Here is a 25,223-nt window from a genome sequence, read left to right as displayed (position 1 = left end):
ATTTTACTTCGTTTTCTTAGGACTCATCATCATAATCATTCTTTTGCCCTCTAATTTAGGTAGCTGATCCACTTTCCCAACGTGCTCTAAATCTTGAGCAAGTTTTAATAAAAGTATTTCTCCTTGATCTTTGAAAACAATAGAACGCCCTTTAAAAAACACATAGGTTTTAAGTTTAGAACCTTCTTCTAAGAACTTTTCGGCGTGTTTTTTCTTAAATTCGTAGTCGTGGTCATCGGTTTGAGGTCCAAAACGAATCTCCTTTACCACTACTTTTACTTGTTTAGCTTTAAGCTCTTTTTGTTTCTTCTTCTGCTCATAAAGGAACTTTTTATAATCCATAATACGAGCGATGAAAGGCTCTGCTTTATCAGATATAACTACCAAGTCTAGTTCTTGTTCTTCTGCCAATTCTCTAGCTTTGGCTAGCGGATATATACCTGATTCTACATTATCCCCTACAAGGCGAACCTCTTTAGCACGGATTTTTTCATTAATCATGTGCGCATCCTCCTGCTGGCGACGCGGTGCTGACCTGTTAATTTTTTTTCTAATTGCTATGGCTTTATATTTTTAATTGTTAAACCTTATTTATTTTATAACCTTTGCTTCGTTTTTAAAATATTCCACAAAGCTTTCTATACTCATTTCTCCTAAATCTCCTTCTCCTCTTTTTCTTACAGATACCGTTTGGTTACCTGCTTCATTCTCTCCTACAATGAGCATAAATGGTATTTTCTTCATTTCTGCATCACGGATTTTTTTACCCGTTTTTTCATTTCTCTCATCTACCAGTCCGCAAATATCGTGATTTTCTAATAATTGTGAAACTTTTTTAGCGTAATCTGTATATTTTTCACTGATTGGAAGTAGTATATATTGGTCTGGATTTAACCAAAGTGGGAAATCACCTGCTGTATTTTCTATTAAAATAGCAATAAATCTTTCCATAGAACCAAAAGGTGCACGGTGAATCATGATAGGGCGATGTCTTTCGTTATCGCTACCTACATAGGTTAAATCAAACCTTTCGGGAAGGTTATAATCCACCTGTATGGTTCCGAGCTGCCAACTTCTACCCAAAGCATCTTTAACCATAAAATCTAATTTAGGTCCATAAAATGCAGCCTCACCATATTCTACAACAGTGTTGAGCCCCTTGTTCTTAGCTGCCGTAATAATTGCAGACTCTGCTTTCTCCCAGTTCTCTTCAGAACCAATGTATTTAGCTCTATTCTCTTTATCTCTTAATGATACCTGTGCTATAAAGTCTTCAAATCCTAAAGATTTAAATACATAGAGCACCAAATCTATTACTTTTTCAAATTCCTCTAATAGTTGGTCTGGTGTACAGAATAAATGGGCGTCATCTTGAGTAAATCCTCTTACTCTAGTAAGTCCGTGTAATTCGCCACTTTGTTCATAACGATATACCGTACCGAACTCTGCATATCTTTTAGGTAAATCTTTATAAGACCATTGTTGTGCTTTATAAACTTCACAGTGATGTGGACAGTTCATTGGTTTTAATAAAAACTCCTCTCCTACATGCGGCGTTTTTATTGGTTGGAAGCTGTCTGCTCCATATTTTTCATAATGTCCAGAGGTTTTATATAGTTCTATATTCCCAATATGTGGAGTCATTACAAATTCGTAACCGCCTTTTCTTTGTGCTTCTGAAAGGAAGCTTTCTAATTTTTTTCTAAGAGCCGCTCCTTTAGGTAACCATAAAGGTAACCCTGCACCTACCTTTTCAGAAAAAGTAAATAAGCCTAGCTCTTTTCCTAATTTTCTATGGTCTCTACGCTTAGCCTCTTCTAGTCTTTCTAGGTATTCTTTAAGGTCTTTTTGTTTAGGGAAAGATATTCCGTAAACTCTCGTTAATTGTGGATTTTTCTCATCACCACGCCAATAGGCTCCTGCAGCATTAAGTATCTTAACTGCTTTGACAATCCCCGTAGAAGGTATATGCCCACCTCTACATAAATCTGTAAAATCGTCGTGAGAACAGAAAGTAATTTCTCCATCATTAAGATTTTCTATCAATTCTGTTTTATATGGGTTGTCAGCATATTCTTTCAAAGCCTCTGCTTTAGAAATAGCATAAAGTTTAAAAGTAGAGTCTTTCTTTGCATTTTCTAGCATTTTTTGCTCTATCTTTTCAAAATCTTTTTCAGATAAAGTTTCATCTCCAAAATCTACATCGTAGTAGAAACCATTCTCTATAGCAGGACCAATGGTAAGTTTAGCATTTGGATAATACGCCAATATTGCTTGTGCTAAAAGGTGAGCAGAAGAATGCCAAAAAGCCTTCTTTCCCATATCATCATTCCATGTAAGAAGTTGTACCGTAGCATCTTCGGTTATTGGGGTGGTTACCTCCACTTGTTTGTTGTTTACCATGGCTGAAATGGTATTTCTAGCCAACCCTTCACTAATAGATTTTGCTACTTCTAAAGGAGTTACTACTCCTTCAAATTCTCTGATACTTCCATCAGGGAGTGTGATTTTTACCATTATTGTAATATATTTTTAAACAAAATGCAAAATTACAAAAAGTTTTTTATCACAGAAATATTATCACTTTAAATTTACGATTAACCATCAATAAAAATTTTAAATAATCTAAAGCCATTTCTCTTTGAATGAAATAAATTTTAGATTAAACATTGTCTTTTAACAAAAAAATATTACATTTGCTAAATGAAGGCAAATGGTGTAATACAAAAGTGGTGGTGTCAAACTCTCAAGCAGGGTCTGAGCTTCTATCGTATTTAGCTTTTTTGGGTAAAAAAAACAAATTTAAGGATAGTATAAACAATAAAGACTTCTGCGGATTATCGTAGGAGTTTTTTTATTTTAAATTGAATTAAAAAAAATGGTTAAAATTAAAACAGAGTCTAAAGTTCTTATGGGAGATTTACACACACCTATGGGAACTTATCTGAAACTTCGTGATATATTTAGAGATACAATTCTTTTGGAGAGTACGGAACATAATGCAGATAACGGTAGCTACTCTTTCATAGGAGTAAATGCGATTGCTGGTATAGAGATAAATAATTATGAAAGTTATGAAATTAAATTTCCCAACCTGCCACCACAAAAATTAAACTTTCAAGAGGGTGTCCTCCTAACAGATGTTCTCCAAGATTTTGCAGAAAATTTCAAATGTGAAGAGGTGGAAAATACTATTGACAAAATGGCTCAGGGCTTTTTTGGCTATACAAGTTATGAAGCTATTCCTTTCTTTGAGTCTATTAAGTTTAAACCTCAAAACAAGGAAACGGAAATCCCAATTCTTAGATATAGATTTTATCAGTACATCATTGCTTTTAATCACACCAATGATGAAATGAGAATTATAGAGAATAAGATAGAGGGATTAAATTCGGAAATATCTTATTTAGAGGATATTATCAATCATAAATCTATAGCGGTATATCCGTTTGAAAGCGTAGAACAAGAAACCTCTAACCTTGAAGATGCAGAATATCTAGAAATGGTAAAACAGGCTCAAAAACACGCTTTCAGAGGAGATACTTTCCAAATGGTGCTTAGCCGAAGGTTTCAGCAAAAATACAGAGGTGATGAATTCCAAGTGTATAGAGCTTTAAGGAATATCAATCCTTCGCCATATCTTTTTTTCTTTGATTATGGAGATTATAAGTTGATGGGATCTAGCCCTGAAAGTCAGTTGATTATCAAAAATAAAAAAGCCATTATTCACCCTATCGCGGGTACTTTTAAAAGAACAGGAAATATTCAGGAAGATTTAGCGGCGGCAAAAGACTTAAAAGCCGACCCAAAAGAAAATGCAGAACATACGATGTTGGTAGATTTAGCTCGAAATGACCTTAGTAAATTAGGGAAAAATGTTAGTGTTTCTAAACTAAAGGAAATCCAGTTTTTTTCATCAGTGATACATATGGTAAGCGAAGTAACTGCCGAATTAAGCGACAATATCAATCCATACGAAATGATAGCGACTACCTTTCCACAGGGTACATTGAGTGGTGCTCCTAAATACAAAGCTATGGAACTTATTGATTTGTACGAGCCTACTTCAAGAGGATATTATGGCGGTTGCATTGGCTTTGTAGGATTTGATGGAACTTGCAACCAAGCGATTATGATTAGAACTTTTTTAGCCAAGAATAATCACCTTTATTATCAGGCAGGAGCTGGAGTTGTGGCAAAATCTTCTCCAGAAAGCGAACTACAAGAAGTTAATAACAAACTTAATGCTTTGAAAAAAGCCATTAAAAAAGCGGAAACTCTAAATAGAGCTTAAAAATTTAAAGACAAAAAAATGAAAATATTAGTATTTGATAATTATGATAGTTTTACCTATAATTTAGTTCAAATGATCGAGCAAATTACAGGTAATGAGGTAGATGTTTTTAGAAATGATAAAATTCCGTTAGAAGATATAGAGCAATATGATAAAATAATATTGTCCCCAGGACCTGGTGTTCCCAGCGAGGCAGGACGATTGTTAGAAGTGATTAAAACTTATGCATCTACCAAATCTATTTTGGGAGTTTGTCTTGGGCAACAAGCCATTGCAGAGACTTTTGGAGGAAGCTTGGTTAATTTAGATAAAATTTATCACGGTGTGGCTACACAAGCCGAAATTATAAAGTCAGATGCCCTTCTGTTTCAAAATATGCCCAAAAATATAGAAATAGGCAGGTATCATTCTTGGGCTGTAAATCTTGAGGATTTCCCTTCAGAATTAGAAATAACGGCCGTTGATGAGGAGGGTATGATTATGGCACTTCAGCACAAAACTTACGATGTACACGCTGTTCAATTTCATCCTGAGAGTATTTTAACACCTTTAGGAAGAACGATTTTAAGTAATTTTCTAAATGCTTCGTAGGAGCTATTTGAAATAAAATCAAATTATGAAACAAATATTAAACTATCTATTTAATCATCAGACGCTTAGTAAATCGGAGGCAAAGTCTGTTATGATAGAGTTGGCTCAAAATAAATTTAATGAGACCGAAGCCACTGCGTTTATAAGTGTTTTTGTGATGAGAGCCATCACTTTAGAAGAGTTGATGGGCTTTAGAGAAGCCTTGCTCAATCTGACTACTCCAGTAGATTTAGGAACTCGAGATTTGGTAGATATTGTAGGCACAGGCGGCGATGGCAAAAATACCTTTAACATTTCTACCTTAGCCTCTTTTATCGTTGCAGGAGCTGGACAAAAAGTGGCGAAACATGGTAATTATGGAGTTTCTTCGGTAAGTGGTTCGTCTAATGTGTTGGAGCTTTTAGGATACCAATTTAAAAATAATTCAGAGGAACTAAAATTAGATTTAGAAAAAGGGAATATCTGTTTTCTTCACGCACCGTTGTTTCATCCCGCTTTAAAATCAGTAGCACCACTTAGAAAAGCGTTGGGGCTTAAGACTTTCTTTAATTTATTAGGGCCTTTAGTTAATCCCGTTCAGCCTAAATACAGTATGATAGGCGTTTACAATTTGGAAATAGCAAGGCTTTATCAGTATTTATTGCAAAAAGAAAATGCCGAATTTATGCTTGTCCACGCCTTAGATGGCTATGATGAAATTAGCCTTACTCAAGACACCAAAGTTTTTGATAAAAATGGAGAATACATCTATTCCGCCGAAGAATTAGGATTTAAAAATATTTCAGAAGACCAAATTTACGGTGGCGAAACCAAAGAAGAAGCGGCTGCTATTTTCCTTAATATATTAGACGGTAAAGGCACTCCAGAGCAAAACGCTGTCGTCTTAGCCAATGCCGCGATGGCACTTTATAATACTAAAAAATATGGGGATTATCAAAACTGTTTTGAATTAGCGAAGAAAAGCCTATTGGAAGGAAAAGCTAAAGATTGCCTAAATAAAATAACTGCTTAATGGAAGTAAAAAACAAAGAACGATGCGGCTGGGTAACCAATGATGAAATTTACATCAATTACCACGATACAGAATGGGGAGAGCCTGTTTTTGAAGATAAAAAACTCTTTGAAATGCTTTTGTTAGAAGGGTTTCAGGCAGGATTGAGTTGGATAACTATTTTGAAAAAGAGAGAAAATTTCAGACAAGCCTTTGATAATTTTAACTATACCAAAATCGCCACTTACAACCAAACTAAACTTGAAGAATTACTTCATAACACGGGAATTATCCGTAACAGATTAAAAATAGAATCTTCGGTTAAAAATGCCAAGGCTTTTATAAAAGTTAGAGAAGAGTTTGGCACTTTTTCCCAGTATATATGGCGTTTTGTGGAGCATCAGCCAATTAAAAATGAGTTTAAAAACCTATCAGAAGTACCCGTCTCTACCCCGCTATCAGATAAAATATCCAAAGACTTAAAAAAGAGAGGGTTTAAATTCGTAGGGACTACCATTATTTATGCTTTTATGCAAGCCATCGGTATGGTAAACGACCATGTGCAAACTTGTTACAAACACCCTAAAAACCTAAATTAAATGACCATTTTAGACAAAATAGTAGATTGTAAGCTGGACGAAATTCAGCAAGCCAAAAAGCAGACGCCGTTAGAAAAACTCAAGGACACTCCGTTTTTCTATCAGCCTACACGAGGTTTTATTGAGAGTTTAAAATCCAATCCGTATGGAATTATAGCCGAGTTTAAAAGGAAATCGCCCTCTAAAAACAACATCAACATAGAGGCTAAAATCCAAGCGATTTTACCGCTATATAAGGCATACGGAGCGGCTTGTGTGTCTGTATTGACGGATACGCCTTTCTTCGGGGGAAGTTTAACCGATTTGGAAGAAGCCAATGCTTACGATATACCTTTGCTAAGGAAAGACTTTATTGTCGATGATTATCAAATTTACCAAGCCAAAGCTCATGGTGCAGACTGTATTTTACTTATAGCCAACATTTTGTCTAAATCCCAGATTGAAGACCTTACAGATACAGCACACCACTTGGGATTAGATGTCTTGTTAGAATTTTATAGTGGTGAAGATTTTGATAAATACTATTCCAAATTAAAAATGGTAGGCATTAACAACCGAAACCTCAATACTTTTGAAGTGGATTACGAGCACGCCATTAGAATGCGAAACCAATTGCCTGAAGACACTTTAAGCGTTGCCGAAAGTGCCATTTATAGTCCTGAAATTTATAAAAAACTAAAAAACAATGGTTTTGAGGCTTTTTTAATGGGCGAATATTTTATGAAGCAAGACCATGTTGGAGCGGCTTTACAATCTTTTATTGAAGAAATAAAATAAAAAATGAAACCTGCACCTAAAATAAAAGTTTGTGGACTTACCGATTTGAATCAAATTCGGGAAATTATAGATTTAGAAATCGATTATCTCGGTTTTATATTTTATGAAAAATCACCAAGATATGTGTTGAATCATTTAACACTAAAGGAAATCGCTTCGCTAAATCACAAGCAAAAAGTGGGCGTTTTCGTAAATGAAACCACCGAAAAAATAGTTCAAATCGTTACGGAAGCTCAACTTAATTTGGTTCAACTACACGGCGATGAAACCTCTGATTTTATTCGTGATTTAAAGAGTAAACTTCTACAAGAAATCCAAATTATAAAAGTGATACGGGTGGGAGAAATAGTGCCTGATATTTCGGAATTTTCAGAACTATCTGAAATAGACTTTTTACTTTTTGACACGGATAGCAAAGCCTTTGGCGGAACAGGTAAAAGCTTTGATTGGCAACTATTAAACGAATTAAACCTCACAAAACCTTATTTTTTAAGCGGCGGTATTTCTAACGAGAACATTGGCAAAATCTCAACCATTAAACAAAAACCAATCGCTTTAGACCTCAATAGTAAATTTGAAGTTTCCGCAGGTAATAAAGATGTGGAGCTTATTAAAAATTTTAAATTAAGTTTGTATCAATAGAAATAGATTAAAATGAATTATCAAAATCCAGATAAAGAAGGGTATTACGGAGAATTTGGCGGTGCTTTTATCGCCGAAATGCTCTACCCTAATGTTAAAGAATTACAAGACAAATACTTGGAAATCATTTATTCGGAAGATTTTCAAAAGGAGTTTAAAGATTTATTAAAAAACTATGTAGGAAGGGAAACACCATTGTATTTTGCACCTAATTTGAGCCGACAATATGGTACTAAAATCTATCTTAAGAGAGAAGATTTAAACCATACGGGAGCCCACAAAATCAATAATGCTTTGGGGCAAGCACTCTTAGCAAAAAAGTTGGGTAAACAGCGTATCATAGCCGAAACAGGTGCTGGACAACACGGCGTTGCCACTGCTACGGCGTGTGCCTTGCTCGGTTTAGAGTGTATTGTTTATATGGGCGAAGTAGATATTGACCGACAAGCTCCTAATGTTGCCAGAATGAAAATGTTAGGTGCTAAAGTCGTTCCTGCGACTTCGGGTTCCAAAACTTTAAAAGACGCTGTAAATGAGGCTCTGAGAGATTGGATAAATAATCCTACAACCACCCATTATATTATAGGTAGCGTGGTAGGCCCTCACCCTTTCCCTGATTTGGTGGCAAGATTTCAGTCTGTTATTTCAGAGGAAATTAAAGTCCAGTTACAAGAACAGGAAGGCAGAGATTATCCCGACCACCTCATTGCGTGTGTGGGCGGCGGTAGTAACGCCGCAGGGACTTTTTATCATTTCGTGAATAATGAGAAAGTCAATATTATTGCGGCAGAAGCTGGTGGTTTGGGCGTTCATTCTGGAGAAACTGCTGCAACAACGGCTTTGGGAAGTATTGGAGTTTTGCACGGCAGTCAGAGTTTGGTTATTCAGACCAAAGACGGACAAGTGATTGAGCCCTACTCTATTTCTGCGGGGTTGGACTATCCAGGGATTGGACCGATGCACGCCAATCTTTACCAACAAAAACGAGCCGAATTTTTAAGTATCAACGATGATGAAGCTCTAAAATCCGCATTTAATTTGACTAAAACAGAAGGTATTATTCCAGCGTTAGAAAGTGCCCACGCCTTGGCGGTTTTGGATAAAAAGAAGTTTGGAAAAGAAGACATTGTTGTCATCTGCCTAAGCGGTAGAGGTGATAAGGATATGGAAACTTATTTAAAATATCTAAATATTTAATCTATGAAAAGTAATATTATCCATATTGTAGTAAGAATAGTTATTCTAATTTTATCTTGGATTTTAGCCCTTCCTATGGCTTATTCTTATTTAGATTACACGGCTCCTGACAGGCGTTGTGGCACGGGAGACGCAGCACTTATTATTTTTCTTATTACTTTATTTTCATTCCTATGGTTTATTGCAATGATTATAGAAGCTATCATACTAAATAAGAAAAAGAAAATAGTGAAAAGAAATATCAATCTTATTATAATTGGTTGTTTAGCTATACTATTTTTAATTTGTACTCTTTTACCTTAAAATACTCTAAATGAAAAAATTAAATATATACTTTACAGCAGGTATTCCTCAGCTGGAAGATACTGCGGAAATCATTAAAATAATTCAAGAAGCTGGGGCTGATATGATGGAGATTGGTATGCCTTATAGCGATCCTGTTGCCGATGGTGAGGTGATACAACAAGCTCACATTAAAGCCTTAGAAAACGGAATGTCAATAGAGAAACTCTTTGAACAATTGGCAAAAATTAAGGGCGAAATTTGCATTCCAATCATTTTGATGGGCTACATCAATCCTGTGCTTTCTTATGGCTTTGAAAAGTTTTGTCAGAAATGCCAAGAAACAGGCGTTAATGGATTGATTATCCCTGACCTCCCTCCTATTGAGTTTGAAAAAAAATACCAATCCATTCTCAAAAAGTTTAATCTAAACTTTACCTTTTTAGTAACACCAGAAACATCTGATGAACGAATTTTGTATTTGGATAGCTTAAGTTCTGGATTTTTGTATGCCGTGAGTTCCTCGTCCACAACGGGCAACCAGTCCAAAACATTGAAAAACGAAGATTACCTTAACCGATTAGCCTCATTACCACTGAAAAATCCACTAATGATAGGCTTTGGGATTAAAAATAAAAACGACTTTACCACAGTTACCGAACAAGCCGATGGCGGTATTATAGGGACTGTATTTGTGAAAATTCTTTTAGAAGAATCGAATTGGAAAGAAAAAGCTAAACATTTTATACAAAGTATTAAATCTTAGTGTTTTGTTATTTTTGTGTAGCCCAAAGTACAATTACAAAAAACGATGTAGAAATAAATGACTAAACAATGAACTTATACACAAAATATTTAGAAAAACTAAAAACAGAAAACATTTTGGTGGATATTTATACCGATAATTATGATGAATCTGATTATGGTTTTATAATTGACTTTAATGATGACTTTTTGTTAATTGAAAAATTTGATAAAGAATGCAATTATGACGGTTTAACGATTCTTTTAAGGCACAATATTACACGAATAAGATGGTCAGGAAATGATCTTGAAAGTGTTACAAAACTTATAGACTCAACCCAAAGGGTAAAAAGTAAAGTAAATATAAATTTAGAATCAATTCAGACAGTTTTAGAAAGCGTAAACCGACTCTATAATCATCTAACGGTTCATATCCAAGATATTAACAATAGCGTTTGTTTCATAGGAGAAATTCACGAAATGGATAACAGCTCGGTTGTGATTCACGAATTTGGAACGATGTCTTCATTGGACAGAAAGTTTATACTTTTGTCACTTGGCGATATTACAAGAGTTGATGTGAATGGTCAATATGAAAGAAATCTAAAGAAATTATTCAGAAAAAGCTAGTATATATAATTCAAAAAGTCATTTATTGTATCCCAAAAATTCCACATAAATAGCATGAAAAGTTTTTCAATAATTTTAACTTTACTATTATTAACTTCTTGTTCTGTAACACAAAAGCAAAAAGAAAATCTTAAAAATGAACTATCTCTAATTTTAAAGTCCGACCAAGAATTAAGAGAACTTTTTACACCTGATTTGAAACCTGAAAGGAAAAGTGAAATCCTAAAATCCTATAATATTTCTGAAGATAAATTTCAAAAATTAGGTTGGAATTTAACCACAAAAAATGATAGCGTAAACTTAATCAAAATTGAAAAAATAATAAAGAAATATGGCTATCCAGGAAAAAAACTTGTGGGGGAAAAATTAAATACTGCGGCTTGGTATGTAATTCAACATTCAAAACTACCTGTAATTGAGAAATATTATCCATTAATGATAAAAGCAAGTGAAAGTGGAGATTTAGGGAAACAACATATTGCGATGATGAAAGACAGAATGCTAATGTATCAAGGAAAAGAACAAATTTATGGAACTCAAGGTGCAGGAAGACTGTTTATAAATCCTGAAACTAAAAAAGAAGAGTGGGTAAATTTTATTTGGCCAATTAAAAATCCTGAAAAGGTTAATGAGTTAAGAAAGTCAATGAATATAAAAACATCTATAGAAGATTACGCTAAATCTATGGGAATAGACTATTCTAAAAAATATACATTAGATGAAATAGAAAAACTCACAAAAAAATAAAGGTGTAACAGCTAATATAATTTTGTAAAAGGTAGCCATTTTTATTCCGAAAAAAATATTTTACTTCCACTAATTTGTTTAATTTAGCGGTTAAAACCTAACTAAACGTAGAATTAAGGAATATTTACTTTAAAGTTCTGCTCTTTATAAATATACAATTAATATATGAAAAAGATAAAATTTGTAGTATTTACATTATGGTCTGTGGTAATTTCTGCCCAATTTACAGATTATGATATAGTAAAAGAAGTTAAAACTCACAATAAAAGTGTGGTGGTTTCGGCTCACCCTCTTGCCAGTGAAGCAGGTGTTTTAGTATTAAGAAAAGGCGGTAATGCTTTTGATGCTGCTATTGCTACACAGTATGCTTTGGCTGTGGTTTATCCTCAGGCAGGTAATATCGGTGGTGGTGGTTTTTTGGTAGCGGTAAAATCTAACGGAGAAAAAATAGCCATAGACTTTAGAGAAACGGCACCAGCCAAGGCACATAGAGATATGTATTTGGATAAAAAAGGTGTTGCTAGTACAGATTTATCACAAAACGGACGACTAGCTGTAGGAATACCAGGTTCGGTAGCTGGGTTTTATGAAACTCTAAAATACGCTTCTCTTCCAATGGAAGTGCTGATACAACCTGCTATAGACTTGGCGGAAAAAGGCTTTGCTATAACAGAAAAAGAAGCTAATCTACTTAATGAATGCCAAAAAGATTTTGCAAAGCATAATAAAAGCTCCATTGTTTTCGTAAAAGAGAAGCCTTGGAAAGCAGGAGATATATTGGTACAAAAAGACTTAGCAGAAACACTTAAGAGAATACAAAAATTTGGTAAAAAAGGCTTCTACGAAGGTAAAACGGCTCAACTAATAGTTGAGGAAATGAAGAGAGGTAACGGCATTATTAGTTTAGAAGATTTAAAGAATTATCAAGTTAAAAACCGTAAGCCTTTAACTTTTGATTACAAAGGACACCAAGTAGTTTCTATGCCCTTACCGTCAAGCGGTGGGATATTGTTAGCTCAGATGTTGAAAATGTCGGCTTACGAAAATCTTGCTCAATATCAATATGCCTCTCCAGAAGCGGTTCAGATTATGGTAGAAGCAGAACGCCGTGCCTATGCAGACAGAGCGGAGTATATGGGCGACCCTGATTTTATTGAGGATAAAACAGAAATGCTCCTTTCAGATGAATATCTTGAGAAGCGTTGGACATCGTTCAATATGTCTAAAGCAACGCCTAGTGCAGAGGTTGGTAAGATAGTTAATCCTAATCAAGAAAGTACCCAAACAACCCATATTTCTATTTTAGACAAAGAGGGAAATGCGGTTTCTGTAACTACAACGCTTAATGGGTACTATGGTAGCAAAGTAGTAGTTTCTGGTGCTGGTTTCTTTTTAAATAACGAGATGGACGATTTCTCCATTAAACCTGGAGTTCCTAACTTATTTGGAGCAGTGGGCGGAGAAGCTAATGCTATTAAAGCTGGTAAAAGAATGTTGTCTTCTATGACACCAAGTATTTTATTAAAAGATAATAAGCCTGTAATGGTGGTCGGAACACCGGGTGGAACTACGATACCTACTTCTATATTTCAAGCTATTGTAAATGTTGTAGATTTTAAATTAAGTCCAAACTTAGCGATTAACTTGCCGAAGTTCCATCATCAATGGCTACCAGAAAATATTGCAGTTGAAAAGGATTTCTCTAAAGCTACGATAAAATCTTTAGAACAAAAAGGCTATGTCTTTAAAGAACGAGGAAGTATTGGTAAAACAGAAATTATTCTGAAAGATGAAAACGGTAATATCACTGCCGTAGCAGATAGCAGAGGCGACGATGCCGTAGCTGTGGAGTAAATAAATTATGATGTTATATAAAGACTGTCTATTAGAAGACAGTCTTTTTTTTAGTCGGATAAAAAATGGGAAAGAGAAGCTAACTTCTCTTTCCCATTTAAATTAACGGTTTTTATGTGAAGTTTTTTATAAAAAGAATTGATTAGAGAATACTAAATATTTTCTCCTCCTTTTTTCTCTTCTTTATTGGTGTTTAATATAAGATATCCTACAATACCTCCAATAAGAGAGGCTATAATAATCCCCATTTTAGCCTCTGGAACATACTCTGGGTGTAGTTTAGTGTCAAAGGCTAATTCTGTGATAAATAAAGACATTGTAAATCCTATAGAAGCTAAAAAAGCAACTCCTAACAAATTTTTCATAGACAAACCTTCTGTTTTTTTAACTATTTTCAGTTTTATCAAAGCACCTAACAGTCCAAATATACCTAGTACTTTTCCGAGTAATAATCCTAAAATAACTCCAATAGTAACTAAACTCAATCCGTTATCAAAAGAGATAGGAATAGCCGCGTTACATAATGCAAAAATAGGCATCACAATAAAGCTTACAAAACTATGCATACCGTGTTCTAAACGCTGAGAAGGTGGTATTGTTTCTCTTGTTAATTCATGCATATCTTCCACCACACGAATTTGCTCATCAGTTAAGTCTTCGTGTTTTTCATCAGGGTCTATACTTAGAAATTTATCTCTAAGTTCTCTCATTTTATAGACAAAATAACTTTCATTAACTCTAGCACTAGCAGGGATTGTAAAAGCAGCTAAAACAGCAGCAATAGTAGCATGCACTCCTGACATCAAGAAGCAAAGCCAAACGCCTCCTATCCCCAATATAGCATAATGAATAATACTTTTAACGCCCATTTTATTAGAGAAAAGCATCAATGCAAAAATACCAAGCCCCAGGCTTAGGTATCCCATATGTAGTTCATTAGTATAAAATATAGCGATTACCAAAACTGCTCCCAAATCATCTACAATGGCTAAAGCTGTTAAAAATACCTTTAATGGTAAAGGCACTTTATTCCCCAGTAGGTACATTACGCCAAGTGCAAAGGCTATATCTGTTGCCATAGGAATTCCCCAACCATGTGCAGCATCTGTTCCGTTATTAAAGAAAGTATAGATAAGGGCAGGAAAAACCATACCTCCAATAGCTGCTATAATAGGGAGCATTGCTTTTTTTGGTGAAGCTAACTCTCCATTGGTGAGTTCTCGCTTGAGCTCTAACCCTACCACAAAGAAAAATATGGCCATAAGTCCGTCATTTATCCAATGGTGTAATGATAGGTCTAAAGAAAATTCGCCTAGACTAATTACTATATGCTGATGCCAAAAATGATTGTACTCTTCACTCCATTCAGAGTTAGCGAAAAATATCGCAATTAAAGCCGCAATAAATAACACTATACCACCCGTTGTGGATTTACTAATAAACTTATTTACTGGTCTTACAATATGCTTATCTGCTGGAGTTAAATGAATTTTAGGTTGTTCCATAAAATATTTATTTTTTATCAAATTAAAAAATTAGATTCTTTTTACACTAGTGACTCCCTCTATCCTTCTAAGGTGTTTAATAGTTTCCTCTAGTTGGTCCTTACTTTTAACTTCAAGGCTTATTTGCCCTGTGAAAATCCCATCGGTAGACTCGATACTAAAGCTCCTCATATCAATACTCATCGCATTAGTAATGATTTTAGTAATATCATTTATCATTCCCATTCTATCCAAGCCTTCTACTTGTACTTTAACGCGGTTACTAAAGCTCTCAGCATTTACCCATTTTGCAGTTAAAACACGATAATCATAGTTAGCTCGTAGATTTACAGCGTTGGGGCAGTTATCATTATGTACCTTAATACCATCAGAAATGGTTAAAAAACCAAATATCTTATCTCCCGGCACTACAGTACAACATTTGGCAAAAGTATGATTGAGTTTTTCTTCATCTTTACCAAAAACAATTAAATCGAGGTTTTGATAAGGATTTTCCTCTTTTATATTTTGAGATTTAGTTGGGATTTTTCGGAATTTTTGAAGAAGCGATGAGAAAATACTCTTTCTTTCCGAATATCTTTTTAAATCACCAATATCTAGGCTACCATCATGAAATTTAAGAAATAACTCTTGTGAGGTCTTAAGTGCGAAATATTTTTGTAGATTATTAACTTCCTCCTCACTAAATGCAATTTTTGCACTTTTCAGTTTTCTTTGTAGAATTTCCTTTCCTTCTGCAACACGCTGGTTTCTTTCTATATTTAAAGCATTCTTAATCTTTGATTTAGCTTTGGAAGTTACTACAAAATCTAGCCAGTCTTGTTTAGGTCTTTGATTGTTAGAAGATAGAATTTCTATTTGGTCTCCATTTTTTAGTACATAACTGATTGGAACTAATTTTCCGTTAATTTTAGCTCCTAAACATTTCATACCCAAATCTGTATGCACAGAAAATGCAAAGTCTAATGCGGTAGCATTTTTAGGTAAAATAGTAACTTCGCCTTTTGGAGTGAAAACAAAAACTTCTTTAGAATAGAGATTGAGTTTGATATCATCTAGCAGCTCGGAGGTTGACATCATTTCCTGATTTTCAAGAACCTCCCTAATCTGAGTTACCCATTGCTCAAAATTGGTGTCATCACTATTTCGTCTGAACCCTTCCTTATATTTATAATGAGCTGCCACCCCTTTTTCAGCAATTTCGTCCATTCTTTCGGAACGGATTTGAACCTCTATCCATTTGTTATCGGGACCTAATACCGTGAGGTGAAGACTTTCATACCCAGTGGAACGAGGAGCAGAAATCCAATCTCGCATTCTTTGAGGGTTACTCTTGTAAAGGTCTGTAACAATGGAATAGATTTTCCACGCTAAAAACTTCTCATTTTTAAGGTCAGATTTGTAAATAATCCTAATAGCGTAGTTATCATAAACCTCTTCAAAGCCAACATTTTGCTTCAACATTTTTCTATAAATAGAGCTAATGGCTTTGGTTCTTCCTTTTATTTTAAAGTTGAGACCTTCTTTGGATAAATATTCTGAAACTTCATTTTTAAACTCTTCTAAATAGCCTTCTCTCTGTTCTTTGGCTAAATCTAGTTTGCTGGTAATTTCTGTATAAACCTCAGGATTATTATATTTTAAAGATAAATCTTCTAATTCTGATTTAATATTATAAAGTCCTAGCCTGTGAGCCAATGGAGCATAGATATAAACCGTTTCGGAAGCTATTTTTTTCTGTTTGTCTGGACGCGTACTATCCAGCGTCCTCATATTATGTAGGCGGTCTGCAATTTTAACCAAAATAACCCTAAAATCTTCGGATAGTGTAAGCAATAGCTTTCGGTAATTTTCGGATTGTATAGAAATATTTTGGTTGTTCATTACCGAAATTTTCGTTAATCCATTAACGATACTGGCTATTTTTTCACCGAATATTTTTTTGATGTCTTCGTAGGTATAATCGCTATCTTCTATAACATCGTGCAATAAAGCACAAGCAATGGAGGTTGCTCCCAAACCTATCTCTTCGGCAACTATCTTTGCTACAGCGATTGGGTGGTAGATATATGGTTCTCCTGTTTTTCGCCTTTGATCTTTGTGTGCATCTAGCGCTATATCAAAAGCTTTACGAATGAGCTTATTTTGCTCTTCGTTGAGAGTTCTGTAAGTATTGGAAATTAAATCCTTATACCTTGCCAAAATCTCTTTATTTTCTTTTTCTAAATCGTAAACCATATATTTCTACTTTAAAACCAACATAAAACATTTGTATACTTTTAACCTCCAAATAAATCTCCTATAATACCTTCTTCTGGTATATCGTCAGAATCATTTGATTGCTCTTTTTCTTCCATTTCGGGTTCTTCTTCCTCCTCTCTTTCTGGAATGGTAATATTGATGGATTTCACTTTTTCCTTAATAAACTGATTCCCCATTGCTTTAATCCCTTTAACTACTATAAATTCGTCTATATCTACAATTTCAGGGTCTTTTTCTTTGCCTGTTTTGTCTTTTCCAAAGATGATTTCTGCAGTACAACCGTCTTGAACGCCCACAAATTCAATAAAGGATTTTGGGTGTTCACTAGGCATAAACCCTTGAGGATTAAGTGTATTATCTAATAAAAATCTCTTAATGAAATAGATTTCCTTCTCGCCATCATAGTAGATACAAGTAATAGGTTGGTCTGGTCTCCATTTTTCAAGCACTAGATACTCATCATCAAAGCGATTCATCAAATCAAAAGTCATTAGTTTAGCTTCTCCTTTGGTATTGATGGTAAGTATTTTATCATCTCCTTTGAAACTGCCTAATAATGTACCTCTTGCATCAGCATTAAGCCTTCTCACCGTTTCATCAAACCATATTTTTCTAGGTGCTAACGTAGAAACGCCCTCTTCTTTCAAATCTACCTTTTTTACGGCGTATTTAGTAACTAGATTTCCTCTAGAGTTTCTACCCTTAATCGCCAAATCTGAAAAGTCTATCTCTATTTTATTTTTTCGTATTCTAGCATTAGGCTTCAAAAGAACCGTTACCACCTCTGCTTCTCCATTAGGGTTGGCAGAAAAATAAAGCACTTCTGAACCTTTAACTTCTGAAGCTAAAGGATATTCGGTATTTCTTGTGATGGAGGTTACGGAAAACCTTTTCATATAATAAGGTCCCGTTTTGCCCTCTCGGTAAATCATATTATAAACAGTGCGTTTATCATTTTTCTTCCAAACGCCTGTGTGTATAATATCTTTGCCCACAAAAGTTTTGGGTTCTACCTTAGTTACTTGCATTACCCCATCTTTTCTGAAGGTAATAATATCGTCTATATCGGAGCAATCAAACACATACTCGTCTTTTCGAAGTGATGTTCCTATAAAGCCCTCTGCCCTATTAACATAGAATTTTTCGTTAGCTACGGCTACTTTTGTGGCATCAATAGTATCAAAAACTCTAAGTTCTGTTCGGCGTTCTTTATCCTTACCAAATTTCTTTTTAATATTAAGGAAATAATTGATGGCATACTCTACCAAATGAGCTAAGTGATGCTTAACTTCCTCCATTTTACCTTCAAGAGCGGCAATATTTTCTAATGCTTTATCTCTATCATATCTAGAAATACGCATAAATGGAAGCTCCGTAAGACGAATAATATCCTCGGTAACCACCTCTCTCATTAAGTTTTTAATGAAAGGTTGAAGGGCTAAGTTAATGGCTTCGTAAACTGCTTCTTTAGAATCTTTCCCTTTAATCTCTTGGTAAATTTCGTTTTCAATAAAGATTCTTTCTAGAGAGGCAAAATGCCACTTGTCTTCCAACTCTCCAAGCTCTATTTCCAGTTCTCTTTTTAGAAGAGAAACGGTGTGGTCTGTATTTCTTTTTAAAATTTCCGAAACACTCAAGAACATTGGCTTATCGCCTACGATAACACAAGCATTTGGCGAAATGGAAATTTCACAATCTGTAAATGCATACAACGCATCTATCATCTTATCAGGCGAAACATCATTATTAAGGTGAATGTTGATTTCTACCTGGTCAGAAGTGTTATCTTCTATCTTTTTGATTTTAATCTTCCCTTTCTCGTTAGCTTTAATGATACTGTCAATCAAGTCGCTAGTCGTTTTGGAAAACGGAAGTTCAGTAATGCATAAAGTATGCTTATCTTTTTGGATAATCCTAGCTCTAGCTCTTAATCTTCCACCTCTTTCGCCATCGTTATAGTTGCTAACATCTAGCATACCGCCCGTCATAAAGTCTGGATAAAGCTGGAATTTCTTTCCTTTAAGATACGCAATAGATGCTTCTATCAGTTCATTAAAGTTGTGAGGCATCACTTTAGTAGAAAGCCCTACACCAATACCTTCCACACCTTGAGCGAGAAGTAACGGAAACTTAACAGGTAAATCTATAGGTTCATTATTTCTGCCGTCATAAGATTTTACCCAGTGAGTCGTTTTTGGGTTGAATACAACTTCTAATGCAAAAGGAGTTAGCCTCGCCTCTATATATCTAGCAGCAGCAGCGGAGTCGCCAGTATAGACATTTCCCCAGTTACCTTGTGTGTCTATAAGGAGTTCTTTTTGACCAATCTGAACCATTGCATCTGTAATGGAAGCATCACCGTGAGGGTGATATTTCATTGTATTCCCTACGATGTTCGCCACCTTGTTGTAACGACCGTCTTCTAACTCTTTCATAGAGTGCATAATCCTCCTTTGTACAGGTTTGAAACCATCAAAAATAGAAGGAATGGCACGGTCTAATATCACATAAGATGCGTAATCTAAAAACCAATCTTTATATAATCTTGAAACTTTTTTCAGTGTTTCTCCTTTCTGATATTGTTCTTCCATTACTAATTTATATCTCTATTGTTAGAGTTTTCTTGATTTGATTTTATGGTTCTGTTAAGTGATAGCTTTAAATCTTTTATCTCTTTACTATTAAGATAAGAAATATCGTATTTAAGTACAGTTAAACTACCCTTCTTATTTTTTAGTCTTATATATAATTTTCTAAAAAGAAAAACATCAACTATTTCGTAAGAATCTAACTTATATTTTGGAAATTCATCTTTTGCATTCTTGCCTAGAAAATCAATGATATTTCTATTTTGAAAATTAAGAGTTTCGCCATCACTATCGTACTCAAAAATTTGTCTTCCCCTGATATAAAAAATGAGATATAGAAAAATGGCAAAAGCTATAATACCAATATCAATAGGTATAGTAAATAGCTTTGCTACTTTGTTTTGTAATATAAAGAAAATTAAGCCTATCAATAACGTTATATTTGCCAAAGTAAATATAAACTGATAATAGGGAGTTCTTACCTTATTACTTAATCTCATAATTCTTTAATACACAAATTTATTCTCCTTCTATAACTTCTTCTACAACTAAATTTTCTAGAATAAACTGCTGTCTATCAGGTGTATTTTTACCCATATAAAATTCTAGAATTTGGTCTATAGTTTGGTCTTTCCCTATTACCACAGGTTCAAGTCTAATGTCTTTACCTATAAAGTGTTTAAACTCATCTGGAGAGATTTCTCCAAGACCTTTAAATCTTGTGATTTCAGGATTTTTACCAAGTTCATTTAGTGCTCTTATACGCTCTTCCTCTGTGTAGCAATAACGCGTTTCTTTCTTATTCCTTACCCTAAACAACGGCGTTTGTAAGATATATAAATGTCCATTTTTAATTAAATCAGGAAAAAACTGAAGAAAGAAAGTAATCATCAATAATCTAATGTGCATTCCGTCCACATCGGCATCAGTGGCAATAATGACTTGATTGTATCTTAAATCTTCTAAACTTTCCTCTATATTAAGTGCGGCTTGTAAAAGGTTGAACTCCTCGTTTTCGTACACTACTTTCTTGGTAAGTCCGTAGCAGTTAAGAGGTTTCCCTTTGAGAGAAAACACAGCTTGAGTTTCCACATCTCTAGACTTGGTAATAGACCCTGATGCAGAATCTCCCTCCGTTATAAAAATCTGAGTTTCTGATTTTCTATCTGCTTTTTGCTCATTGTAGTGTTGCCTACAATCTCTTAGCTTTTTATTATGTAAAGATACTTTTTTGGCTCTTTCTCTAGCGAGTTTTTGTATTCCAGAAAGCTCTTTTCTTTCCCTTTCAGAAACCAAAATTTTCTTATGAACCGCTTCTGCAACCTCTGGGTTTTTATGCAGGAAATTATCTAGTTTGGTCTTAAGAAAATCTATTACAAAGGTTCTTACGGTTGGACCTTGTGGACCAATGTCATTAGAACCTAACTTGGTTTTGGTTTGAGATTCAAAAACTGGCTCTTCTACATTTATAGAAATTGCGGCAATAATAGACTTTCTAATATCCGAAGCATCAAAGTTTTTATTGAAAAATTCTCGTATTGTTTTTACATAGGCTTCTCTAAAGGCATTGAGGTGCGTTCCACCTTGTGTGGTATTTTGTCCATTAACAAACGAAAAGTAAGTTTCCGTTTGAGACTTATCCGAGTGAGTAATGGCAACCTCTATATCATCTCCTTTAAGGTGTACAATTGGGTAAAGCGTTTGGCTTTCCATTTCCTCTTCCAGTAAATCTTTCAGTCCATTTTCGGAGAAATAAGTCTCTCCATTAAAAATGATTTTAAGACCTGGGTTTAGATAAGCGTAATTTCTAAGCATACGCTCGATGTACTCTTTTCTGAATTTATAATTCAAAAATATTTCAGCGTCTGGAATAAAGGTAATCTCAGTTCCGTTTCTATCGCTAGAATCTTCTTCTGGAAAGTTTTCCGTGATATTACCTCTGCAAAATTCGGCAACTTTAGTCTTATTATCTCGTACCGATTTCACCCTGAAATATTCGGATAAAGCATTAACTGCTTTGGTACCTACTCCGTTAAGTCCCACCGATTTTTTAAACGCCTTACTATCGTACTTCCCCCCAGTATTCATTTTAGAAACAGCGTCTACCACTTTCCCCAAAGGGATTCCCCTTCCATAATCTCGGATTTGGACTTTTCTGTCATCTAACTTGATTTCTATCCTTTTACCAGCTTTCATTCTGAACTCATCTATGGAGTTATCCAGAATTTCCTTTAATAAAATATAGATACCATCATCAGCCGATGAACCATCTCCCAACTTCCCAATATACATACCTGGACGAAGTCTAATATGCTCTTGCCAATCGAGAGTTCTAATGTTATCTTCGGAATAATTAACCTGTTGTAATGCTTCACTCATAAATAAGCCTCTATTTTTAATGTAAAAAACAATAACCCACAAATTTAAGCAAACCTATTTTAAAAGAAAAATTTTAAACAAAAGTATTTTCCACGATTCTTATAAAACTCAAACAATCAAAATATTAAAGGATTTAAAGCCTCAAAGTACATCAATATAAGTTTTGAGAAGGAATTAAAAAAGTGAAAAAATCCTTTAGCAGGCGAAGTTTTTTTTATACTTTTGTGTCAAGGTTAGAACACATCCTGAGGGTATGCTAAAAGAGATAGAAAATCATTTTTCAGAAGTTGAACAAAAGGTAATTCGTTTAAAAAATGATTATCAAAAACTTAAAGATGATTATTCAGCTCTTTTAGATAGCCATAATGAAACGAAGAGGAAATTAGATGCAGAGAAAAAGGCTCATCAGGAATTGTTGGAAAAATATAAAGAAATAAAGTTAGTTTCTGCAATATCGGGTAATCCCAACCATAATAGACTGATGAAAAACCACATCAATAGACTTATTAAGGAAATAGATGCTTGTATTGCACAACTTCAAAATAAAGGCTTGTAATGGAAGTGCGTAGAATCAACATCAATATAGCTGGTAGAAGATACCCACTTAATGTACCTGCCGACGAAGAAGAAACACTCCGTAAAGTAGGAAAGCAAATAGAAATGATGATTAAGGAGTTTGAAACTAATTTTAATGTTCAAGATAAACAAGATGTTTTGGCAATGTGTGCATTAAAGCTAGGTACTAATGCAGAAGTCGCCAAACAAAATGGAGAGAATAATATAGAAACTGTCCAAAAGAGATTAAGTTATCTTAATCAACTATTGGACGAATAAAAAACAATAATTAGGATACGGAAATACTTTTCCTCATTATTGTGTGAAATTTTGCCTACAACTGTTCTAACACTAATTAAGGTAAACTCAACGCTAAACTAATACTGGGTAAATGCTTACTAGATGGCGTGCCGTTTTATCACGGATTACAGATAGTAAGACTTAACCTGAATCGTGTTGATTAGGAGTTTACTCTTTTAATCTTACAGAATGGTTGTAGGTTTTTTTATGGAAAAAAGTTAAAAATTAATAAATATATATAAATGGATACAGTAGTTTTAATCATCAGTATACTCGGTAGTCTTATAGTGGGAGCCGCTATAGGATTTGCTTTTGCTAAAAGCTCGTTAAATTCTAAGGCAAAATTCATTGTGGAAGATGCTAAGAAAAACGCAGAGAATTTAATAGAAAAGGCTAAAGTAAAAGCCGAAAGTATAAAGCAAGAAAAAAACATACAAGCTAAAGAACGCTTTTTAGAGCTCAAAACAGAACATGACGCTCACATACAGCAGAGAGAAAAGAAAATGCAGGAGGTTGAGAAAAGAGCGAGAGATAAAGAGCAAAAACTAAATGACGAACTAAGCAAAGTAGGTAAATTAGAAAAAGACTTAGACAAGAAACTTAGCGACCTTTCTAGAAAGGAAGAACAATTAGAGAAGAAACAAGAAGAACTTAGCGTCGCTATTGCTAAAAAAGTAGAGCTTTTAGAAAAAGTTTCAGGCTACTCTGCTGAAGAGGCGAAAGAAGAACTGGTAGAAACCATGAAATCTGAAGCTAAAACTAAGGCTCAGTCTTATGTTCAGAACATAATGGAGGAAGCTCAACTTAATGCAAAGAATGAAGCTAAAAAGATAGTTATCCAAACTATCCAAAGAATAGGAACAGAACAGGCCATAGAAAATTCGGTATCTGTATTTAATATAGAATCTGATGATGTTAAAGGGAGAATTATTGGTAGAGAAGGTAGAAATATCCGTGCTTTAGAAGCAGCTACAGGTGTAGAAATTATAGTAGATGATACACCAGAGGCTATCCTTTTATCTTGTTTTGACCCTGTGAGAAGAGAAATTGCAAGGCTATCTCTTCATAGATTAGTTACAGACGGTAGAATTCACCCTGCAAGAATTGAAGAAATTGTAGAAAAAACAAGAAAGCAAATAGAAGAGGAAATTATAGAAGTTGGTAAAAGAACTATTATAGATTTAGGAATACACGGTTTACATCCAGAGCTAGTAAAAATAGTAGGTAGAATGAAGTACCGTTCTTCTTATGGACAAAACTTGTTACAACACTCTCGTGAGGTGGCTAATATAGCGGCTACTATGGCGGCAGAACTAGGTCTTAATGTGAAATTAGCCAAGAGAGCTGGTTTATTACACGATATAGGTAAAGTTCCAGAACAAGAGTCTGAGCTTCCTCACGCTTTATTAGGTATGCAGTGGGCTGAAAAATTTGGAGAAAATCCAGAAGTTGTAAATGCCATAGGTGCACACCACGACGAAATAGAAATGACTTCCCTTCTCTCTCCTATTATCCAAGTAGCAGACGGAATTTCAGGTGCAAGACCTGGAGCGAGAAGACAAGTACTAGAGTCTTATATCCAAAGATTAAAAGATTTAGAAGCAGCAGCATTAAGTTTTGAAGGAGTGTCTAGTGCTTACGCTATTCAAGCGGGTAGAGAGCTTAGAGTAATGGTAGAAAGTGCTAAAGTAAATGATAGTGTAGCCGCTCAACTTTCTTACGATATTTCAGAAAAAATTCAAAATGAACTGACTTATCCAGGTCAAGTAAAAATCACGGTGATTAGAGAAACTAGAGCCGTTAATATCGCACGATAGACATTAACTGTTTTATATACAAAAATCCAAACTTAATAACTAGGTTTGGATTTTTTCTTTATGAAGAACTGCAAAAAATCACTTCCAAAATAGCATCAGAATTAAGAACAAATTACTACCTTTGAAACATGGATTTAAGAGACCAACTAAAGAACCTTTTTCCTGACCATATAGAGCAAGACTTTGAAATTGAAGAGGAGACAGAAACTTCTATTCAAAAAGAGCCTCTTATCTGTAAATATGAAAAAAAAGGGAGAAATGGTAAGCCCGTAACTCTGATTGAAGGCTTTGAAGGTAATGATGATGAACTAAAACAAATTTCTAAAAAAATTAAAACAACTTTAGGAATAGGTGGTTCCGAAAAAGACGGCATTATCATTATACAAGGCGACAACAGGGATAAGATAATGGACATTCTTAAAGAAATGGGATACAAAACAAAACGAGTAGGAGGATAAAATAAAAAATA

At 34.5% G+C, this 25,223-nt stretch carries 23 protein-coding genes; 16 read left to right on the top strand and 7 right to left on the bottom strand.

All coding sequences use genetic code 11. The features are described 5' to 3' along the window. Window positions 1-3: 3 nt before the first annotated feature. Together infC and thrS are read right to left on the bottom strand one after the other, a co-directional pair. Complete coding sequence (infC, locus tag RA0C_RS02145; protein WP_004918983.1) at window positions 4-501, bottom strand: translation initiation factor IF-3; 498 nt, start codon at window positions 499-501, stop codon at window positions 4-6. A gap of 90 nt (window positions 502-591) precedes the next feature. Then, a complete protein-coding gene (gene thrS / locus RA0C_RS02140; RefSeq protein WP_004918984.1) occupies window positions 592-2,517 on the bottom strand; it encodes a threonine--tRNA ligase in 1,926 nt (641 codons plus the stop codon). Window positions 2,518-2,878: 361 nt separating this feature from the next. Here thrS and RA0C_RS02135 point away from each other — a divergent pair, with 361 nt between their 5' ends. From RA0C_RS02135 to ggt, 12 genes are all read left to right on the top strand, one after another. After that, window positions 2,879-4,294: an anthranilate synthase component I family protein gene (locus RA0C_RS02135; protein WP_004918985.1), complete on the top strand. Its 1,416-nt coding sequence runs from the start codon at window positions 2,879-2,881 to the stop codon at window positions 4,292-4,294. A gap of 18 nt (window positions 4,295-4,312) precedes the next feature. Then, entirely contained in the window at window positions 4,313-4,885 is a 573-nt protein-coding gene (locus RA0C_RS02130; RefSeq protein WP_004918986.1) for an anthranilate synthase component II, read from the top strand. Between the two features lie 25 nt (window positions 4,886-4,910). Beyond that, window positions 4,911-5,897 carry an anthranilate phosphoribosyltransferase gene (trpD, locus tag RA0C_RS02125; protein ID WP_004918987.1) on the top strand — a complete coding sequence of 329 codons (987 nt, stop codon included), beginning with the start codon at window positions 4,911-4,913 and terminating at the stop codon, window positions 5,895-5,897. Next, complete coding sequence (locus RA0C_RS02120) at window positions 5,897-6,475, top strand: DNA-3-methyladenine glycosylase I (RefSeq protein WP_004918988.1); 579 nt, start codon at window positions 5,897-5,899, stop codon at window positions 6,473-6,475. The genes trpD and RA0C_RS02120 overlap by 1 nt, the downstream gene beginning before the upstream one ends. After that, complete coding sequence (gene trpC, locus RA0C_RS02115) at window positions 6,476-7,252, top strand: indole-3-glycerol phosphate synthase TrpC (RefSeq protein ID WP_004918997.1); 777 nt, start codon at window positions 6,476-6,478, stop codon at window positions 7,250-7,252. A 3-nt stretch (window positions 7,253-7,255) separates the two neighbouring features. After that, window positions 7,256-7,894, top strand: a complete 639-nt coding sequence (locus RA0C_RS02110; RefSeq protein ID WP_004918999.1) for a phosphoribosylanthranilate isomerase — start codon at window positions 7,256-7,258, stop codon at window positions 7,892-7,894. Window positions 7,895-7,906: 12 nt separating this feature from the next. Next, window positions 7,907-9,091, top strand: a complete 1,185-nt coding sequence (gene trpB / locus RA0C_RS02105; RefSeq protein ID WP_004919000.1) for a tryptophan synthase subunit beta — start codon at window positions 7,907-7,909, stop codon at window positions 9,089-9,091. A 3-nt stretch (window positions 9,092-9,094) separates the two neighbouring features. Beyond that, complete coding sequence (locus tag RA0C_RS02100; RefSeq protein WP_004919001.1) at window positions 9,095-9,394, top strand: hypothetical protein; 300 nt, start codon at window positions 9,095-9,097, stop codon at window positions 9,392-9,394. A gap of 10 nt (window positions 9,395-9,404) precedes the next feature. Next, on the top strand, window positions 9,405-10,139 hold the full coding sequence (gene trpA, locus RA0C_RS02095) for a tryptophan synthase subunit alpha (protein WP_004919003.1): 735 nt from the start codon (window positions 9,405-9,407) through the stop codon (window positions 10,137-10,139). A gap of 68 nt (window positions 10,140-10,207) precedes the next feature. Further along, entirely contained in the window at window positions 10,208-10,747 is a 540-nt protein-coding gene (locus RA0C_RS02090; protein WP_004919005.1) for a hypothetical protein, read from the top strand. 54 nt (window positions 10,748-10,801) lie between these two features. Continuing rightward, a complete protein-coding gene (locus tag RA0C_RS02085) occupies window positions 10,802-11,494 on the top strand; it encodes a DUF6624 domain-containing protein (RefSeq protein WP_004919007.1) in 693 nt (230 codons plus the stop codon). A gap of 165 nt (window positions 11,495-11,659) precedes the next feature. Further along, entirely contained in the window at window positions 11,660-13,348 is a 1,689-nt protein-coding gene (gene ggt / locus RA0C_RS02080) for a gamma-glutamyltransferase (protein ID WP_013446743.1), read from the top strand. 152 nt (window positions 13,349-13,500) lie between these two features. On the opposite strand, the gene nhaA is transcribed toward ggt, so the two are convergent. Genes nhaA through RA0C_RS02055 form a run of 5 tightly spaced genes read right to left on the bottom strand, consistent with a single transcriptional unit; the run spans window position 13,501 to window position 22,082 of the window. Further along, a complete protein-coding gene (gene nhaA, locus RA0C_RS02075) occupies window positions 13,501-14,853 on the bottom strand; it encodes a Na+/H+ antiporter NhaA (protein WP_014411209.1) in 1,353 nt (450 codons plus the stop codon). Window positions 14,854-14,883: 30 nt separating this feature from the next. Continuing rightward, window positions 14,884-17,091, bottom strand: coding sequence for a RelA/SpoT family protein (locus RA0C_RS02070; protein WP_013446741.1), 2,208 nt, complete (start codon window positions 17,089-17,091; stop codon window positions 14,884-14,886). A gap of 41 nt (window positions 17,092-17,132) precedes the next feature. Further along, window positions 17,133-19,706: a DNA gyrase/topoisomerase IV subunit A gene (locus tag RA0C_RS02065; protein WP_004919022.1), complete on the bottom strand. Its 2,574-nt coding sequence runs from the start codon at window positions 19,704-19,706 to the stop codon at window positions 17,133-17,135. Window positions 19,707-19,708: 2 nt separating this feature from the next. After that, entirely contained in the window at window positions 19,709-20,203 is a 495-nt protein-coding gene (locus tag RA0C_RS02060) for a hypothetical protein (protein ID WP_013446740.1), read from the bottom strand. A 19-nt stretch (window positions 20,204-20,222) separates the two neighbouring features. Continuing rightward, a complete protein-coding gene (locus tag RA0C_RS02055) occupies window positions 20,223-22,082 on the bottom strand; it encodes a DNA topoisomerase IV subunit B (protein WP_013446739.1) in 1,860 nt (619 codons plus the stop codon). Between the two features lie 253 nt (window positions 22,083-22,335). On the opposite strand from RA0C_RS02055, the gene RA0C_RS02050 reads away from it, so the two are divergent. From RA0C_RS02050 to RA0C_RS02035, 4 genes are all read left to right on the top strand, one after another. After that, a complete protein-coding gene (locus RA0C_RS02050; protein WP_004919038.1) occupies window positions 22,336-22,638 on the top strand; it encodes a hypothetical protein in 303 nt (100 codons plus the stop codon). Next, window positions 22,638-22,916, top strand: a complete 279-nt coding sequence (locus tag RA0C_RS02045; protein WP_004919039.1) for a cell division protein ZapA — start codon at window positions 22,638-22,640, stop codon at window positions 22,914-22,916. The genes RA0C_RS02050 and RA0C_RS02045 overlap by 1 nt, the downstream gene beginning before the upstream one ends. A 263-nt stretch (window positions 22,917-23,179) precedes the next feature. Continuing rightward, entirely contained in the window at window positions 23,180-24,754 is a 1,575-nt protein-coding gene (gene rny / locus RA0C_RS02040; protein WP_004919041.1) for a ribonuclease Y, read from the top strand. A gap of 128 nt (window positions 24,755-24,882) precedes the next feature. Continuing rightward, window positions 24,883-25,212 carry a translation initiation factor gene (locus tag RA0C_RS02035; RefSeq protein WP_004919044.1) on the top strand — a complete coding sequence of 110 codons (330 nt, stop codon included), beginning with the start codon at window positions 24,883-24,885 and terminating at the stop codon, window positions 25,210-25,212. The last annotated feature ends 11 nt before the right edge of the window (window positions 25,213-25,223 follow it).

Source organism: Riemerella anatipestifer ATCC 11845 = DSM 15868 (genome assembly GCF_000252855.1).
GTDB classification, from domain to species: domain Bacteria; phylum Bacteroidota; class Bacteroidia; order Flavobacteriales; family Weeksellaceae; genus Riemerella; species Riemerella anatipestifera.
The sequence above is the reverse complement of the archived record's forward strand: the minus strand, read 5'-3'. Positions and strand labels throughout refer to the sequence as shown.

Coding starts and splice junctions, on each gene's coding strand:
- infC (WP_004918983.1), bottom strand. CDS start 501: ATGATTAATGAAAAAATCCGTGCTAAAGAGGTTCGCCTTGTAGGGGAT.
- thrS (WP_004918984.1), bottom strand. CDS start 2,517: ATGGTAAAAATCACACTCCCTGATGGAAGTATCAGAGAATTTGAAGGA.
- RA0C_RS02135 (WP_004918985.1), top strand. CDS start 2,879: ATGGTTAAAATTAAAACAGAGTCTAAAGTTCTTATGGGAGATTTACAC.
- RA0C_RS02130 (WP_004918986.1), top strand. CDS start 4,313: ATGAAAATATTAGTATTTGATAATTATGATAGTTTTACCTATAATTTA.
- trpD (WP_004918987.1), top strand. CDS start 4,911: ATGAAACAAATATTAAACTATCTATTTAATCATCAGACGCTTAGTAAA.
- RA0C_RS02120 (WP_004918988.1), top strand. CDS start 5,897: ATGGAAGTAAAAAACAAAGAACGATGCGGCTGGGTAACCAATGATGAA.
- trpC (WP_004918997.1), top strand. CDS start 6,476: ATGACCATTTTAGACAAAATAGTAGATTGTAAGCTGGACGAAATTCAG.
- RA0C_RS02110 (WP_004918999.1), top strand. CDS start 7,256: ATGAAACCTGCACCTAAAATAAAAGTTTGTGGACTTACCGATTTGAAT.
- trpB (WP_004919000.1), top strand. CDS start 7,907: ATGAATTATCAAAATCCAGATAAAGAAGGGTATTACGGAGAATTTGGC.
- RA0C_RS02100 (WP_004919001.1), top strand. CDS start 9,095: ATGAAAAGTAATATTATCCATATTGTAGTAAGAATAGTTATTCTAATT.
- trpA (WP_004919003.1), top strand. CDS start 9,405: ATGAAAAAATTAAATATATACTTTACAGCAGGTATTCCTCAGCTGGAA.
- RA0C_RS02090 (WP_004919005.1), top strand. CDS start 10,208: ATGAACTTATACACAAAATATTTAGAAAAACTAAAAACAGAAAACATT.
- RA0C_RS02085 (WP_004919007.1), top strand. CDS start 10,802: ATGAAAAGTTTTTCAATAATTTTAACTTTACTATTATTAACTTCTTGT.
- ggt (WP_013446743.1), top strand. CDS start 11,660: ATGAAAAAGATAAAATTTGTAGTATTTACATTATGGTCTGTGGTAATT.
- nhaA (WP_014411209.1), bottom strand. CDS start 14,853: ATGGAACAACCTAAAATTCATTTAACTCCAGCAGATAAGCATATTGTA.
- RA0C_RS02070 (WP_013446741.1), bottom strand. CDS start 17,091: ATGGTTTACGATTTAGAAAAAGAAAATAAAGAGATTTTGGCAAGGTAT.
- RA0C_RS02065 (WP_004919022.1), bottom strand. CDS start 19,706: ATGGAAGAACAATATCAGAAAGGAGAAACACTGAAAAAAGTTTCAAGA.
- RA0C_RS02060 (WP_013446740.1), bottom strand. CDS start 20,203: ATGAGATTAAGTAATAAGGTAAGAACTCCCTATTATCAGTTTATATTT.
- RA0C_RS02055 (WP_013446739.1), bottom strand. CDS start 22,082: ATGAGTGAAGCATTACAACAGGTTAATTATTCCGAAGATAACATTAGA.
- RA0C_RS02050 (WP_004919038.1), top strand. CDS start 22,336: ATGCTAAAAGAGATAGAAAATCATTTTTCAGAAGTTGAACAAAAGGTA.
- RA0C_RS02045 (WP_004919039.1), top strand. CDS start 22,638: ATGGAAGTGCGTAGAATCAACATCAATATAGCTGGTAGAAGATACCCA.
- rny (WP_004919041.1), top strand. CDS start 23,180: ATGGATACAGTAGTTTTAATCATCAGTATACTCGGTAGTCTTATAGTG.
- RA0C_RS02035 (WP_004919044.1), top strand. CDS start 24,883: ATGGATTTAAGAGACCAACTAAAGAACCTTTTTCCTGACCATATAGAG.